Below are 14,298 nucleotides of genomic sequence, written 5' to 3'. Positions count from 1 at the left end.
TGCGCGCTCACTGCTGTCCACCTCCGCCGATCGCTCCGCTCGCGCCCTGGACGGCGTCGTTCACGCCGTCCAGGACCGCGATCCCGATACCCACCGGACCCGCCGCCGCAGCAGCGGCGCCCCCAGCTGCCGCTCCGCCACCGGCCGCACCGGCGCCGGCCAATGCCTCGCCGCCCGCCGCGCCGGCGCCCGCGGCACCCGCGGCGCCGTCGGCCCCGGCCTGGGCGGGCACCTGCGCGGCGTCGTTCCGGGCGGCCTGCGCCTGGGCGTCGCCGCCCGCGCCGCCGTTTCCGTCGCCGCCGCCCTGGCTGCCCATGCTCTGCTCGACGTACCGGGCGTGCTCCACGGCGCTGCTCGGGCTGTCTCCGCCGCCGTCGCCGCCGCCCCCGCTGCTGTCGCCGTCGCCGCCGACCTTCCCGGCGAAGTAGCCGCTGGCCGCCGACAGGGCGCCGCTGGCGCCGCCGGAGCTGAGTCCGCCGCCGACCGCAGACCCGAAGGGAGCGAAGATTTTCGTGAGCGGCCCGGGCGCGAGGACCGCGAGCAGCAGGGTGGCGCAACCCCGCAGCCACTCCACGAGGTTGCTGGCGTGCCCGAACTCGCTGAAACCCGTGCAGATGATGATGGCGACGATGGGCTTGTACGCGATGATGACCATGCCGGTGGTGATCAGGGTCGGCGCCCATTTGCGGGTTGCATCGCCGCCGGTCCGCCCGCCGCCGGCGACCGGCAGCAGCAGGCAGATGATGGGGATCGCGCTCTGCCGCAGGAAGATCATGACCATCTGCACGAAACCGATCAACAACAGGACACCCACGATGCACAGCACCGTGACCGGATTGGTCAGCGTCTCGGGCAGCAGCACCGCGATGATCCGCTCGTAGGCCGAGTTGTCGTCGGAGAACGTCTTGTCGACCAACCCGCTGCTCAGGGCGTCGCCCATGGCCAGCAGGAACGCGAACAGCGACACGCCGACGGCGGAGATGAGCAGGTTCTCCACCCATCCGCCCAGCGACCGCCACAAGTGCTTGCTCTGCCCGGTGACCGCCATCCTGCCGAGGTTCCACATGATCCCGGCCGCGGCAATCACGAGCCCGAGCCAGACCAGCATGCCCGCGAGCGTGGCGTTCTTCCCCCACAGCCCGGTGCCCGCGAGGTCGACCGACGGGCCGAGCAGCGAGACGGTCAACGTCTCCTTGATGGCCCACTTCGTGGCGTCCTCAGCGGACGTGATGAGGTCCCCGAGGACGCTGTTCCACACGCCCTTCCAGGCCTTCTTGATGCCCTTCTCCGTGACCGATCCCAAGGAGTGGCACATGTTCGAGGTACTCAGGCCGCCGATGCCGGTGACCTTCGCCAGGCCGCCGCTGACCACTCCGAGGACCGGGCCGGTGCCGACATCGCACGCCCCTTCCACGACGGTGCCGACGACGCCGTCGGCCGCGGCCGGCTGCGCAGCGACCGACGCCACCCCGAACACCGCGCACAGTGCGAGCAAGAGCCCGAGCAAGCGGCGCTTCACGACGCCTGCCTTATGGCGGTCCAGCCCGCCGCGTTGAAGCCGGGGTCGCCGGGGGCTGCGATCGTCGGCTGCGCCTTGCCCTGGACGGCCTGCTGCGCCCGGTTGGTGGCGGCCCCGGTGAGCCGCCAGTCCCCATCCATCCACTGCGCCCCGGCCAGGGTGCGGCTGTAGGACGTGGCCTCCTTGGTCATCTCGCCGTCCTTCTGCACGACGCGAGACAGCAGCCAGGCGCTGACCTCGGTGCCCGACCTGCTGATGACCTGGTAGCCCACGACGGCGCTGCGCAGGTAGGCGCCGGACGGCAAGGGCTGCCCGGGCTGGACGTGCATCTGCTGCGCCAGGCTCGCGTCGCTCGCGGTCGCGTTCTGCTTGATCTGGTCGGCGTACTGGTCGGTCTGCTCCGGCTTGTCGATGTAGGAGTGGAAGATGCGCAGCTGCTCGTCCACGTTGGACGTGCTGCCCTGGATGGCGGTGCTGTTGGCGGCCACCATCATCGACACCGCCCCCTCGGTGGTCTGCGGGAAGCCGACCGAGCTGCCACCGCTGTCGGTGCGCTGCCCCCGCGGTAGCGCAGTCCACCGGTCCGGCTCGGTCCAGTCGTCCGGCTCGGAGTACGTCGCCGTCGCCGACGGGCTGACGGACGGCTGGCGCGCGGTCGACGTCGCCGTCGGAGTGTCCTTGGCCGTCGGCTTGCCCTTGTCGTCGTCGCCGCCGCTGAGCACCGCGTAGCCGGTCAACGCGACAACGACCGCCAGCGCCGCCCCGGCGAGCCAGGTGCCCTTGGTGTTCCATCCCCTGCTAGTGCGCGCCATGTCCCCCGCCTCAGCCTGCGATGCCGTTGAGAATCGCGATCAGGGAGCCGGACAGAAGGATCGCTGCGATCCCGCCGCCCATCCATTTGAAGGGCTCGGACCCGCCGCCGTTGCGGCTCTTGTCCGCGGTGGCCAGCTTGTAGATCCCGAAGCCGACGCCGCCGGCACCGGCCAGCACCAGCAGCCACAGGCCGTAGCCGAAGACCTGGCTGACCGGGCCGTCCAAGCCGGGGATTTTCGTGGGCTTGGCGCCGGGGATCAGCCCGCCGCCGCCGTCGCTGGGCTTCGGCGTCGGCAGCGCCAGGTACAGCCGCGCGGCGACCCGCTCCATGGCCATCTTCAGTTCCCTTCGATCGTGCGCCGCAGCTTCTCGCCCGCGGCCTGGACGTCTCTGTACTCCAAGGCCTCGTCAGGACCCTCAACGGCCCGCAGCACCGGCAGGTACGGCACGCGCGCCACCCCGGCCAAGCGCCCCTCCAGGGCGCGAATGAGGAAGCGGGCGTCCTGCACCGGCCGGATCGGCGCGTCGGCCACCCACACCAGCCATGGCCGCGGCCTCGGCCCCCACACCTGCAACAGCCCCTCCAGCCGCCTCGCGCTGAACAGGCTCGTCTCGCCCACGAGGACCGGGGCGGCGCCGTACGGGAAGGGCTCCCCCGGCGCCAGCACGCGGGCGCGGGCACCGCCGGACCCGTTGTCGAGCATCGCGGTGACCGTCGCCAAGGCGATGTCGTAGCCGCCGTTGATGGACGCCAGCGCGTACCGAAGGGCAACGGGCTGGCCAACGTTGTAGGTTGACGCCACTGGTTGGGCGGTCATACCGCAACTCCCCCCTGCATGCGATCGTTTAAGTCACGATATTGGGTTCTTGAAGTGACTGAGGTTATCGTGACCTGCCGTCAAGGCCGCGTCGGGTTTTCGCGCAACGGGAGGTCGGGTCACCATGCCGTGCCGTCCCGCATTGCGCGATCCCGGCGACTTCACCGAAGGACGCCAACCGGCCCCCGGGAACGGCTCATTGCCGCAGCCGTGTCCGCTGCCCATCGGCTTCACCCCCCGGCTGCCAACGGTCCTGCACAAAGGGCGCCATTTCGCCGTGCGCAATGAAGCGGCCGTCATTGCGCGACGCGAAATCAACTTTCGAGGTACCTCTCCTGAGCTTACGTGAGCGGGAATCCTGCGTGCGCCCTGGCCCTTCCCAATGCGGACGCGCGGGCCAATCGGCACGTGATTCAGTAGGTCTGAAAGTCGTACAACGTGCACGGCGGGAAGAGACCGGGCAACTGGGGGGATGCGCGTGAAGGCTCTCGTGGGACTTGTCATTGGTGTCGTCTGCGTCGCCCTGCTGGGTCTGGTCACCGTGGTCGGCGTGGTGGCATCGCAGGAGAAGGCTGCGGCTGCGACGACCGACGGCGGCGAAGGCCTGCAAGGCGTGCCGGAGGAGTACCTCACCTGGATTCTCAAGGCCGATGCCGACTGCGCGGAGCCGGAGATGACCCCGGCTCTGCTGGCCGCTCAGCTCTATCAGGAGAGCGGCTTCAACGCCGACTCCACCAGCTCCGCCGGCGCGCAGGGTCCAGCCCAGTTCACGCCCGATACTTGGGCCACCTGGGGACGGGACTCCGACGGCAACGGCACCGCAAGCCCGACCGACATAGGCGACGCGGTGATCGCGCAGGGCCACTTCATGTGCAGCCTGATCAAGCAGGCGAAAAGCTCCAGCTACCCGGGCGACGTCCGGGCGCTCGCGCTGGCCGGGTACAACGCAGGCTGGGGCGCAGTGGAACGGTTCCAGGGAGTGCCGCCGAAGTCGTACTCCGGCGGCCAGACCTACAACTACGTGCAGGCCATCATGGCGAACATGGCGCGCTTCCAGGGGCCGGGCCTGCTCCAGGTCTCCGGGCACGGCGCCGGGCCGGATGCACTGCGCAAGGCGGCCACCCGGCTGGGCACGCCGTACTCCTGGGGCGGCGGCGGCCCGGGCGGTCCGAGCACCGGTTTCTGCGACGGAACCAACGGTTACCTCAATGGCAAGTGCGCCGCCTCCAGCACCGTGGGCTTCGACTGCTCGGGCCTGACGCAGTACGCCTACTGGCCCGCGGTGAAGCTGCCCCGCACCGCCGCCGAACAGTACGGCTCCACCTCCGATCATCCGGTCTCCCGCACCGACCTCCAGCCGGGCGATCTGCTGTTCTGGGCGCACGGCAGCAGCATCTACCACGTCGCTCTCTACGCCGGTGACGGCAACATTTTGGAGGCGCCGCGCACTGGCGAGAACGTCAAGCTCGCCTCGATCACGTCGGCGATGCCCGCAGGCGACTACTACGGTGCCACCCGCCCCTGAGCCCACCGTGAAACGACGTGTGCCGCAGGCCGGTTTCGGCCTGCGGCACACGTCGGTCGGGGCGGCTGCTACTTGCTCCTGCCGCTCCGTGGCGCAGGCCCGGACTGCCGGTGAGGGGCCACGGCCGGCCCGGCGGGTGCCGTCCCCTTCGCGGCAGGGGCCTTAGTAGGGTCCACGCTCGGCGACTGCGCCCGTGCCGCCGCGGTGTTCACCTTGGACGGGGGGCCGCCGACCGGTTTGCGCAGCGCATCGTTGGCGGCCTGGACCAGCCGCCGCCCCACCTGCGACTGCGGCCCCTGCTCCCACGAGTTGTCCGCCGACAGCCGCGCCAGGTGCTCGGCCACCGGCTTGCCCTCGCGTTCCATGTCGGCCATCCGCGCGGCCAGCAGCGGCCACTGCCGGGCTGTCACGAGCAGGTCCGCTTCACGCTCGTGGCCAGGCATCGCCTCGCGCACCATCCGCGCGAAGCGCTGGTTCTCCGTCTGCGAGATGGCCAGCTGTCGAAGTGCCCGCTCGCGGTCGGCCAGGTCGAGATCCTGGGGGACGTCCAGGCCCGTCGTCAGCGGCCCGTACGACAGCAGCGCGTCGCGGCTGGTGGTCGGCACCTCGGCCGCGGTGAGGACTTTCGCCACCGCCTGGTCGACGCCGATTCCCTCCTCTTGGGCGGAGGTGAGGATCGACCGCACATCGACGCCGCGCTCGTCCAACTGCGCCATTGTGGCTGCCATCTCCGGCCATGCCGGAGAGGACAGGATCGCCTCGCGCACCGGTCCCGCCGGCAGCGTCTCGCGCAGCATCTTGGCCCACGGGTCCGTGCCCTCCCGGATGGTGCGCTCGGCGTTGGCTGCGACCGCGTCCCGTACCGTCGCCGCGATCTCGCCGACGCGCGGGAGCATCGCCTCTACGTCCACGCCGGCGTGTCGTAGTGCCATGAGTTGCTGGGCGATCTGCGGCCAGTCGGCCACGTCCAGAAGTGCCGCTCCGATGTCCGGCGGAAGGAGCTTTTTCACCGCCCCGGATGCCTCGCCGACCGACTCCTCGGCGGACGGCAGTGCCTCCTCGGCTCCGCCCTTTTGGCGCTGCTGCTGGCGCCGTACGGCGTCTGCGATAGCCATGACCAACCGGAACGCCATCACGGACGTCTGCACCGCCTCGGCGGCGGCCTCGGCGAATGCCCCTGACGCTTGCTCCTCCGGTGAAGGTGTTGTCATCTCAAGCTCCCCTCGTTAGCGGGTCCTCCTCGGACCCCTGCCCTGCTCATCACCGGGCGGCCGACGTGTCGGCCCGGCCGTGCCCCTCGTGCGGGCTGCGCCCGAAGACCCGGTGTCCCCCGCGGACGTCGCCGACGGGCTCTTGCCCTCGGCGTTCGGCGCCGCATCACGCTGGCGCTTCCAGCCGTCCAACCGCCATGTAAGCACTTCTGCCACCGAATCCGCAGACGCCAGCTCCCGGCGCGCGGCCACCGCCGCCAGGACTTCGGCCGGGTCCTCGCCCGCACGCTCGACCTCCACCAGGCGCGTACGCAGCGCGGGCCAGGCCGTATCCGTGAGCACCGCGCTCGCGTGATGCGGAATGGCCTGCTGGACGACACCGGCCATCGGGCGCTCACCGGATTGGGGTACCGACCGGCGGGCGGAAGTGGCTACAGCGGGCCGCTTGGTTGCACGTCGCGGGCGCGGTCGGTACTCGCGTGCCGCGCTCGCACCGGCGGTCACCTCGACTGCCTCGCGCAGCAGCCGACCGGCACGCCCGGAAGCCTCCGCCTGGACGCGGTGTTCTTGCGCCTGGTGCCAGCGCCGGGATGCCTCGATCGCCGTCGCCAGCGCCAGCAGAAAGCCGAGTGCGGCGACCGTGTCGCTGTGCCGCGATGCCGCCACGGCGGATCGGCTCAGCAGCTGCGTGGACTCCTGGTAAAGCCTGCGTGCTTGGCCCTCCAGGGCGCGGTCGCCGGGAGCACGAGAGGCACGCTCGAACTCGTAGGCGGCCTGCCGCATCCGGTCGCGCACCATGCGCGGTGAGATCACGGCCGCTACCACGATCAGGTCACCGAGTGCGGCCACGTCGCCGGCTCCCTCGCGCAGTCCGCCGGCGCCGAGCTGGTCCGCGGCGGCGCGCACCCGGCGCTCGGCCTCCTGCCACATCTCGGCTGCCGCGACCGGCGACACGTGGGTCGGCCGCTGCCACCGTTCGCGGACTCGGGGAAGGGACAGATCCGGGGCCAGTCGCGCACCGGGAAACCACACCGCGCGCTGTCCGCCGTCGCGGTCCCCGGGCTGGGCAACTGAGTAGCCGGTGATGTTCCCGTCCGGGGCGATGCGCTGCTTCACCCGCAGCCCGGATGCGGTCAGCCGGGCGAAGAAGTCGGCGTCACTCACGGCGGCTGCCGCTGCCTGGCGAACCGTCCGCTGGAGCGTCTCGCGGACCGGCTCGGGCAGTCCGCGTCGGACGGCCTTCTCCTGCTCCCCGGACTTGGGCCACTTCCTCGCCGTCTTGTCCCCGTGCGTCAGGCGGCGCAGTCCGAACTCGACCTCGAACTCGCGGGCTGCCGCGTGCATCTTCACGATGTCTTGCCGCAGGTTCGGCTGCCGACCGTCCTGCCTGGCCTTGGTCGCCACGATGTGGATGTGGTCGTCGGCGTGCCGGATCGCCACCCACCTGCATGCCTGGTCGTCCCCGTGCTCGGCGATGCCGGCGGCGTGCATCATCTCCCGGGCCACCTTCGCCCATTCGTCGTCCGTCAGGGTTCGGTCCTCGGGCGCGTTGCGGACGGCCACGTGGTACACGTGCTGGGGCGGCTTCTTGCACGGCAGCGCGTACACCGGGGCGTCCAGGATGAGCGCCAGGTCGGGGATCGTCATGTCCAGTGAGACCGCCGGGTCCTCCACGTACGGGTCGTCCCAGGAGGCCACCATATGGGGGTCGGTGTGCTCGTCCCGCTTGCCCGGCCCGTACAGGTACTCCAGCAGCCCGCAGGTGTCAGATCCCTCCCGGGCCTTCTTCGGCATCATGACCGCGGCTGCCGTTCGCGCATCACCTGGCGGGTCGCCTCGTCCATGCGTTGGATGGCTCGCAGCGCCGTGTCCAGGACCGCAGTGATTTGGGCCGCGGTGACCTCGCCCTCCGCGTTCAGCGTCCTGGCGATCTGGTTGACGTTGTTGCCGATGCGCGAGACCTGGTTGCGCGCCTGGATGAGATCAGCGACGACGTCGCGGGCGTCGGCGGAGACAGGGACGACCTTCTCGGTGGCCACGTCCAGGGCGGCTCCAGCGACCCATGCGGCAAGGGCTTGGTTGTCTCGGGCGGCAGCCTCACGGACGATCGTCAGTTCGCTCTCGCTGTACGACACGAGGAAGCGCTTGGTCCGGCGTCCGCCGGTCTCGCGCTCGCGCCGGCGCACCGGGGCTCGCCCCCGGTCGTCTGCTGCTGGTGGCTCTGCCACGGCAGCCCCCTTCTGCACGCACCGGTCCGTCCTCGGACCCAAGATCATCCGCCGCCACCCTAGTGGAAGACCGGCGATGATCCCGCTTACTGATATCAGTAAGCACTAACTCGCTGCCGTTGGTTACTGCTATCTGCGGGGTGCACCGTACTGCGTGGTGACCCGTCAAAAATGCTCTGACCTGCGGTAGTCGGGTGTCCCACCCGGCCGCATTGAAGGGGTGGCCAGTACGATCACAGCATGGCGACTGCACACGAGATCAGACAGCGGATGAAGCAGATCCAGGAAGCCCGCGAGGAGGCGTTCGAGCCGCTCGCGCAGGTCCTGGAGCAACGTCAGGAACTCCAGCGGCAGCTGAACGAGCTGGACGAGCCCTACGCCAAAGCCTACGTGGCTGCGGAAGCGGCCGGTTGGACCGCGGAGGAACTGTCGGCCATCGGTGCCGAAGAACCGGCAAGGCGCCCGAAGGGTCGCCCCCGCAAGCGCGTGGCATCCAAGGCGGCGCCTGCGGACGCTGGCTCCGCCTCGCCGGCCACGGTGCCCGCACAGGGTGGCGACGGAGAAGGTGCGACAGTGGAGGCGGGCGGCCTGACCGGCTGACCGCCTCAGCACGCAGGGACAAGGGCACCGCTTCGCGGTGCCCTTCGTGTTGCTGCTGCATCCCTCCCCGGCCTTTCCAGCGTCCGGCCAGGCTCCTCCGCGTCAAGGTCGTACGTCCACTCCTCGCCGCGTCACTCGTGCCTCGCAACGCGCCTGCGGTGCGGGCGCTCCACCTTGACTCTCCGTCCCCCGACCTTGGGTAAGGCCTTGACGGGGAGGGAGGAAAAAGGGTCGGCGCCCCCGGGTCCGGAACAGGGCTCCGGCCGTCGTGCGGGTGCGGCCGGGAGGGTGGGGGATTCCAGAAATCTGGAACACGTGCCGGTGCCCGGCACTCCCGTGAGGGGGTGCCGGGCACCGATGCGAGCAGGGCGTCAAGCTGCCTTCGCTGTGGACAGATCCCGCAGCATGACGACGAAGTTCGGGGAGTCCGGGAAGGGCTGCCGGTTGCCGACCTTGCGGTATTGCCACGTCTCGTAGAGCGCTTGCACCTTCGGGTGGTCGGGGTCCACCAGGAGCACCGCCAGGGCTTCCGGGCGGCCCTCGATCAGCGCTTCGTGCAGTCGCTGGGCGGTGCCGGTCTTCCGCCACCGCGGGCGGACCATCAGCTCGGAGAACGAGAAGGTCGACTCGTCCGCCGGCGGCTGGTCCAGGTGCTCGCGCCACCACTCCCGCCCGGGTGTGGCCGGGGCTCCGTAGGCGAAGCCGACCGGCTCGTCGCCGTCATAGCCGATGACGCAGGCGAAGCCGGGATTGCCGCCCCAATGGTCCACGAACCAGGGGAAGCGCTGGTTGAACTCGTCGTCCATCTCCTCGGCGTAGGCGTCCTCGTGAACGTCCAGGAGAACCTGCCGGATACGGGGCAGGTCCTCGTGGCCGAAGCGGCGGATCTCAACAGCTGTGGTGGTCAAGAGCTGCTCCATTCGGTCCGGTAACGGTCGGTCCACTCGTGCGCGATGCGCGCGGAGGGAGCACGGGCGATCAGGTCGCGTTGGAAGTCTCCGAGAAGCTGCCGCATCCGCCCCGGAAGCGGGGTGCCCGCCATGATGACGAAGACCGTGCCGCTGGTGGCGCACGCCTGCTCGACGTCGTTCTGGTGCAGCTGCGCCAGGGCAAGCCGGGCGGTGGTGTGCGCGCGGTTGCGGCGGTAGGACTGCGGCAGCGCCGCGAGTGCCCGGTGGGAGGCTGCTTCCGCCTCCGCGGGGCGGCCGACGACGTCCTGCACGATCGCGGTGAGGGAATACAGCTCTGCCGGTCCGTAGAACGAGATCCAGGTCGACGCGGGTCGCGTCAGATCCGCCTTGGCCAAGGCGTCCTCGGCGCGGCCGAGCCAACGAAGGGCCATGCGGGCGTCGCCGCTGTGAGCGAGCCCGACGGCGGTACGGGCGTGGGCGAGTGAGGTGTGCAGCGGACTGCGCCGGGCGATGGCGGTCGCCTGCGCTGCTTCGGAAGCGGCGACCGATTCGGCGTAGTCGCGGCGCTGCCGGGCGAGCATCGCGCGTAGGTTCCACGTCTGCATGGCCATCTCACTGTCTTGCGCTAGGCCTGCCAGCGTCAACGCGCGGTCCAGGTGGCGGCCAGCACCGTCCAGTCGACCGGCGTCGATCAGGCTCCATGCTGCTGTCGCGGTGAAGTCGCTGGCGAGTGCGAACAGGCGTTGCCGTACGCGCTGGGTGGTGGCCTGCTTTTGGAGGGCGAGCGCTTCGGCGGCTCCGGCCAGGGCTGCCTGCTCCAGCCCGTTGCCGCCTCGCTCGGCGTCCAGGGCGACCAGTCGCTCGACACCGTCGCGCAGCCGTATCACGTCGGAGGTGCCGACGCGCGACGGTCGGCCTTGGTCGAGGGGGATGGCGGCTGCCGCGGTGCCAGCGGCCACGCCGAAAAGCTGGCGACGGCGCACGTCGGGGTCCTCTGATAGTGCTGGTTCGGTGGTGCCTTTCTTCCCCCGGGGGCGGAATCCTAGAGCCTCCACGGTGAGGTTGGTGACCAGCTCCAGGGCTCGGCGCTGCCGTTCCTGGGGCCACTGGTTCTCGCCGGACAGCCAGCGGAACACGGTGCGCTCGGACGTCGTGCCGATGCGCCCGGTGAACTGCGCGACGGCGGCGTTGACCGCGTCGGCCAGCTCCGCAGCTGACATCTGGTGGTCCGTCATCCAAGCGGATAAGGGTTGGTTCTGGTTCTCCGCCACGACAGCACGGTAGGGCGTGCGCGTGAGCTGCGGCCAGGTAACGGAAGGGTCAATTCGTCAGTGCGACCGCGAGCAGCCCGGGGCACTTCGTCATGCACGGTCGCCGGGGAGCGGCGGTTAGGTGTTTGTACGGCCCCGTCGCGCCTCCTTCCCCCGTGAGGCGCGGCGGGGCACCGCTTCGGACCACCTGCTGAGGCACCGATGAGCAGTGCAGGAACATCCCAGGAAAATGCCGCCGCCGCACCGGCCGTCCCGGACCCCGCTGCGAGCGTGCTCTACGTGTGCACCGACGCCGGTACGGCGGTGCCCGGCGTAGCCGCCCAGCGAGCTGAGGAGGAAGGCCGCGCGTTCGCCGAGGCGCACGGGCTGACCATCACAGAATTGGTCGCAGACGAGTACGGCGAACCCGACCCGTGCCTGCGGCAAGGGTGGCAGCGCGTGCGCGAGCTGGCCGCCGCCGGCGCCGTCGCCTCCGTGCTCGTCCGCTGGCCGACCGCGCTCGCGCCCGACTCCGCTCACGAGTACCGGTACCGCGAGACCCGGTGGCTCCAGGACCACGGCGTGCGCGTCCTCTACACCTGGGCGCCGCTGACTTCCGCGACTGGTGGAGCCGCATGACTCTCGGCGACCACAGCTACGACCACCGCTGGATCGGTGAGGTCGTGGAGGACACGACGACCGGCGCGCGGGGGGTTTTCCGCGCTCTCGCGCCCGACGGTGGCAAGCAGAAGGTGGCATGGCTGCGTCCGCTCGGCGGCGGCCCGGAGTTCACCGCGGACCCGGATAATCTCGCCAAGCCCGAACCCGGCGACATCCCTTCTTCCTGACCTCTCCAGACCTCGCGCCGCCACGACGAAGGCCCCGGCGGACCGCTGATTTTCCAGCGGTCCGCCGGGGCCTTCGTCGTCCGCGGAGAGCTAGGCGAACAGCTCCAACTGCTCGCTGTCGTGGCGGCCTTTGCGCGGTGCGGGCAGAACCGGGAGGACCAGTTCGACCGGCGACGCCACCGGCTCCGTGGAGAGCCCGTAGAGCGCGGCCTGGTAGGCGGCGGTCGGCTCGTACCAGTCCCGGCCCTGCACCGCGGCGGAGATGGCGGCGGCGTTGAACGGCGAGCAGGCGTCGGCGGGCTGCTGGGCCAGGTTGCGCACGCCAGTGGCGCCTTTCCGGGTGGGGATGTACTGCCAGGGGTAGTCCCGGCGGAAGCCCACGAGCGCACCCAGGTCCGGCAGGGAGATGGTGACCGTACCCTCGCCCTGCGGCACGTCCGCCGGGCGGAATTTGATGCCGTACCAGGTGGCGGTGACGCACTGCCCGGTCCGGTTCACCGGCCAGCTGCCGCCGCCGCGGACCTTGCCGGTTTCCGGGTTGATCGTCCGCTTGCCGCGGGTGTCGGCCCACCAGTCCTCGGGGAGGTTCAGCGCGTCGGCGACGGTCACCGTGGGCAGTGCCGGGCGGCCCTGGTACGGGTCGATCCGGCGGTTGAGTTCCGGCGTCCAGTCGGGGAGCGCCCCGGTCGCCTTAAGGACGTGCGCCCACATCTCGCGCGCCGCCGCGTCACCGTCCACGTGTTCCGCGTACCGCGGCTCGTCGTAGCGGGTGGCGACCATCCACGCGCGCACGCGGTGGGTGGCCGCGCCGTAGTCCGCGGCGTCCGCGATCTGCCAGCTGCACCACGCCCAGCCGAACCCCTCGACGCTGGTGATTTCGGCCTGGATCGCCTCGGCCAGCCTCGGGGCCTGCTTGAGCAGGTTGGCGCTCTGCTCCATCGTGATGCTGACCAGCGGGGCGCCGATCTGCACCAGGCACATGGGCCAGATCAGCATCTCCGCCATGAGTGCCGTGCGCTGGTCGCTGACGACCGACGCGGCCCACTCGCGGTACGCCGCGGGGGTCATGCACGGCGGGAGGTAGCCGCCGCAGCACTCGTCCCCCCATGTGTGGGCGTCGGGGTGGTCCTCCATGTCGTCCAGGACGTCGCCGTAGTACCCGTGGGGGCCGCCGTAGAGGCTGCACAGGTCGTCCACTTCGAGGTAGCCGAAAGCCTCGGATGCCTGCCACATGATGCTCTGGAGTTCGCTGATTTCCGCGTCGTTCCACGCCGAGCGCAGGCCCGCGCCGGACAGCGTCTGGCAGGGCGGGCTGCCGTGGAAGCGGCGGGTGCAGCGCAACGCGGGATGGCGGGGGTCCAGGGTCCGCACGTCGGCCTGGATGACCCAGTGCCCGGCGGCCCGCGCGGTCGCCGCGGCGTTCGGGTCCAGCTCGATCAGCACCCAGTCGCCGCCGTCGACCAGTCCGCGTCCCGCCGACATGCCGCCCGGACCGCCGAAGATTTCGACACCGCGCTCGGGCTCGCCGGGCTGCCAGTCGCGTGCCCAGTGCGGCGGGTACGGGGCGGCGAAGCTGGTGCAGGCCTCGCAGTCCGCGCACGCCGCGCCCATGCCGCACACGATGCAGTCCGCGCACGTCCAGCCGTCCCACTCCAGCACCGCCGGCCGGAACCCGTTGGCGTACGGTCGGCCGTCCTCGTCCACCGCCGCGGCGGTGCCCTTCTGCGCGAGGTCTTCCATGTCCTGTCCCTGGGGTTGAGGTCTTCGGTGGGGGCCTTGCCTGGTGTGCCGGGCGGGGATTCCCGCCCCTGCCCGGCACACCGCCGGTCGCCGCTAGAGGGCGTCGGCGCCGTTCTCGAACTCGCCGAGGATCGCGTCGATCACGTCCCAGACGGTGGACTCCCGGATCGCCTCGCGCAGCCGGTCCCAGTCCTCGTTCGACAGCGGGCGGCGCTCCCGGCGCTCGACCTGCTCCCGCGTGATCAGTCCCTCGCTCGCGCTCATCGCGTCTTCCTTCCGTTGAGGTTTTTCGGTGTGGCCCGGGGGCCGTGCCGGTCGGGATTCCCGCCCTTCCGACGTAACTAATACTCTCAAGTTTTAGGGTGGGAGTCAACCCTCTTCCCTCTATAAAGCCGCAGTTCAGGAGCCTTTTTTGAGGGTATTTCAGGAGTCGCGGACACCCCCTCTGGCGACGCCGTACGACGGGCCGGTTGGGGGGCTCCCTCCTCGGTCGGGCGGGCGCAGCCGACCGCGGGCCGTGCTGGGGTGCAAGGCTCGCGCTTGCGCGACCCGCCGCAGGCGGGCTTGGCCTGGCGGCCCGGCGCGGACTGTGGTCCCCTCCGGGAGCCCGTCCGGGGAGGGAGGCACCCAACCACCACCACCCGCACCACCCACCGGCCCGCAGATCACCACAGGCCCCCCGCCCCCTCCGAGAGAGGGCCGGGGTGTGGGGCGGAGCCCCGCGTTGCCCAAACCCGCACTTCCCCGCCTCGCTGCGCCACCGTCTCACCTCTTAAGAGGTGGATTCCTACGAGGGCCGGTACGGCGGCGGCCAGCGCGTCCTGGCCGGGTCGCG

15 protein-coding genes are annotated in these 14,298 nt (G+C 70.8%); 4 read left to right on the top strand and 11 right to left on the bottom strand.

The window, feature by feature from the left end; translation table 11 throughout:
- Positions 1-7: 7 nt before the first annotated feature.
- The 4 genes from ACH4SE_RS36380 to ACH4SE_RS36365 are packed head-to-tail and all read right to left on the bottom strand — an operon-like array spanning position 8 to position 3,150.
- Complete coding sequence (locus ACH4SE_RS36380; RefSeq protein ID WP_398547872.1) at positions 8-1,519, bottom strand: hypothetical protein; 1,512 nt, start codon at positions 1,517-1,519, stop codon at positions 8-10.
- Positions 1,516-2,331 (bottom strand): hypothetical protein, encoded by an 816-nt coding sequence (locus tag ACH4SE_RS36375; protein ID WP_398547871.1) that lies wholly within the window; start codon positions 2,329-2,331, stop codon positions 1,516-1,518. The genes ACH4SE_RS36380 and ACH4SE_RS36375 overlap by 4 nt, the downstream gene beginning before the upstream one ends.
- Before the next feature lie 10 nt (positions 2,332-2,341).
- Entirely contained in the window at positions 2,342-2,668 is a 327-nt protein-coding gene (locus ACH4SE_RS36370; RefSeq protein ID WP_398547870.1) for a hypothetical protein, read from the bottom strand.
- A 2-nt stretch (positions 2,669-2,670) separates the two neighbouring features.
- Positions 2,671-3,150 carry a hypothetical protein gene (locus ACH4SE_RS36365; RefSeq protein WP_398547869.1) on the bottom strand — a complete coding sequence of 160 codons (480 nt, stop codon included), beginning with the start codon at positions 3,148-3,150 and terminating at the stop codon, positions 2,671-2,673.
- A 490-nt stretch (positions 3,151-3,640) separates the two neighbouring features.
- Between ACH4SE_RS36365 and ACH4SE_RS36360 the strand changes: the two genes are divergently transcribed.
- Positions 3,641-4,675 (top strand): NlpC/P60 family protein, encoded by a 1,035-nt coding sequence (locus tag ACH4SE_RS36360; protein WP_398547868.1) that lies wholly within the window; start codon positions 3,641-3,643, stop codon positions 4,673-4,675.
- 68 nt (positions 4,676-4,743) lie between these two features.
- On the opposite strand, the gene ACH4SE_RS36355 is transcribed toward ACH4SE_RS36360, so the two are convergent.
- The 3 genes from ACH4SE_RS36355 to mobC form a co-directional block, all read right to left on the bottom strand.
- Entirely contained in the window at positions 4,744-5,790 is a 1,047-nt protein-coding gene (locus tag ACH4SE_RS36355) for a hypothetical protein (RefSeq protein WP_398547867.1), read from the bottom strand.
- A gap of 111 nt (positions 5,791-5,901) precedes the next feature.
- Entirely contained in the window at positions 5,902-7,683 is a 1,782-nt protein-coding gene (locus tag ACH4SE_RS36350; protein WP_398547866.1) for a relaxase/mobilization nuclease domain-containing protein, read from the bottom strand.
- Positions 7,680-8,114, bottom strand: coding sequence for a plasmid mobilization relaxosome protein MobC (gene mobC / locus ACH4SE_RS36345; protein WP_398547865.1), 435 nt, complete (start codon positions 8,112-8,114; stop codon positions 7,680-7,682). Before mobC ends, ACH4SE_RS36350 begins: the two co-directional genes overlap by 4 nt.
- Before the next feature lie 240 nt (positions 8,115-8,354).
- Between mobC and ACH4SE_RS36340 the strand changes: the two genes are divergently transcribed.
- Complete coding sequence (locus ACH4SE_RS36340; protein ID WP_398547864.1) at positions 8,355-8,714, top strand: hypothetical protein; 360 nt, start codon at positions 8,355-8,357, stop codon at positions 8,712-8,714.
- A gap of 371 nt (positions 8,715-9,085) precedes the next feature.
- Here ACH4SE_RS36340 and ACH4SE_RS36335 read toward each other — a convergent pair whose 3' ends face one another.
- The gene (locus ACH4SE_RS36335) at positions 9,086-9,634 is read right to left on the bottom strand and encodes a GNAT family N-acetyltransferase (RefSeq protein WP_398547863.1); all 549 of its coding nucleotides are present in this window, start codon (positions 9,632-9,634) and stop codon (positions 9,086-9,088) included.
- Positions 9,619-10,896 (bottom strand): XRE family transcriptional regulator, encoded by a 1,278-nt coding sequence (locus ACH4SE_RS36330; RefSeq protein ID WP_398547862.1) that lies wholly within the window; start codon positions 10,894-10,896, stop codon positions 9,619-9,621. Before ACH4SE_RS36330 ends, ACH4SE_RS36335 begins: the two co-directional genes overlap by 16 nt.
- Positions 10,897-11,097: 201 nt before the next feature.
- On the opposite strand from ACH4SE_RS36330, the gene ACH4SE_RS36325 reads away from it, so the two are divergent.
- A complete protein-coding gene (locus ACH4SE_RS36325; RefSeq protein ID WP_398547861.1) occupies positions 11,098-11,514 on the top strand; it encodes a hypothetical protein in 417 nt (138 codons plus the stop codon).
- Entirely contained in the window at positions 11,511-11,723 is a 213-nt protein-coding gene (locus ACH4SE_RS36320) for a hypothetical protein (protein WP_398547860.1), read from the top strand. The genes ACH4SE_RS36325 and ACH4SE_RS36320 overlap by 4 nt, the downstream gene beginning before the upstream one ends.
- Positions 11,724-11,813: 90 nt before the next feature.
- Here ACH4SE_RS36320 and ACH4SE_RS36315 read toward each other — a convergent pair whose 3' ends face one another.
- A complete protein-coding gene (locus ACH4SE_RS36315) occupies positions 11,814-13,463 on the bottom strand; it encodes a hypothetical protein (RefSeq protein ID WP_398547859.1) in 1,650 nt (549 codons plus the stop codon).
- A gap of 93 nt (positions 13,464-13,556) precedes the next feature.
- Positions 13,557-13,727 (bottom strand): hypothetical protein, encoded by a 171-nt coding sequence (locus ACH4SE_RS36310; RefSeq protein ID WP_398547858.1) that lies wholly within the window; start codon positions 13,725-13,727, stop codon positions 13,557-13,559.
- Positions 13,728-14,298 lie beyond the last annotated feature (571 nt).

Origin of the sequence: Streptomyces sp. NPDC020983 (assembly GCF_044333485.1) — a bacterium.
Taxonomy (GTDB): Bacteria; Actinomycetota; Actinomycetes; order Streptomycetales; family Streptomycetaceae; genus Actinacidiphila.
The sequence above is the reverse complement of the archived record's forward strand: the minus strand, read 5'-3'. Positions and strand labels throughout refer to the sequence as shown.

Coding starts and splice junctions, on each gene's coding strand:
- ACH4SE_RS36375 (WP_398547871.1), bottom strand. CDS start 2,331: ATGGCGCGCACTAGCAGGGGATGGAACACCAAGGGCACCTGGCTCGCC.
- ACH4SE_RS36325 (WP_398547861.1), top strand. CDS start 11,098: ATGAGCAGTGCAGGAACATCCCAGGAAAATGCCGCCGCCGCACCGGCC.
- ACH4SE_RS36335 (WP_398547863.1), bottom strand. CDS start 9,634: ATGGAGCAGCTCTTGACCACCACAGCTGTTGAGATCCGCCGCTTCGGC.
- ACH4SE_RS36350 (WP_398547866.1), bottom strand. CDS start 7,683: ATGATGCCGAAGAAGGCCCGGGAGGGATCTGACACCTGCGGGCTGCTG.
- ACH4SE_RS36315 (WP_398547859.1), bottom strand. CDS start 13,463: ATGGAAGACCTCGCGCAGAAGGGCACCGCCGCGGCGGTGGACGAGGAC.
- ACH4SE_RS36340 (WP_398547864.1), top strand. CDS start 8,355: ATGGCGACTGCACACGAGATCAGACAGCGGATGAAGCAGATCCAGGAA.
- ACH4SE_RS36320 (WP_398547860.1), top strand. CDS start 11,511: ATGACTCTCGGCGACCACAGCTACGACCACCGCTGGATCGGTGAGGTC.
- ACH4SE_RS36365 (WP_398547869.1), bottom strand. CDS start 3,150: ATGACCGCCCAACCAGTGGCGTCAACCTACAACGTTGGCCAGCCCGTT.
- ACH4SE_RS36355 (WP_398547867.1), bottom strand. CDS start 5,790: ATGGCTATCGCAGACGCCGTACGGCGCCAGCAGCAGCGCCAAAAGGGC.
- ACH4SE_RS36310 (WP_398547858.1), bottom strand. CDS start 13,727: ATGAGCGCGAGCGAGGGACTGATCACGCGGGAGCAGGTCGAGCGCCGG.
- ACH4SE_RS36370 (WP_398547870.1), bottom strand. CDS start 2,668: ATGGCCATGGAGCGGGTCGCCGCGCGGCTGTACCTGGCGCTGCCGACG.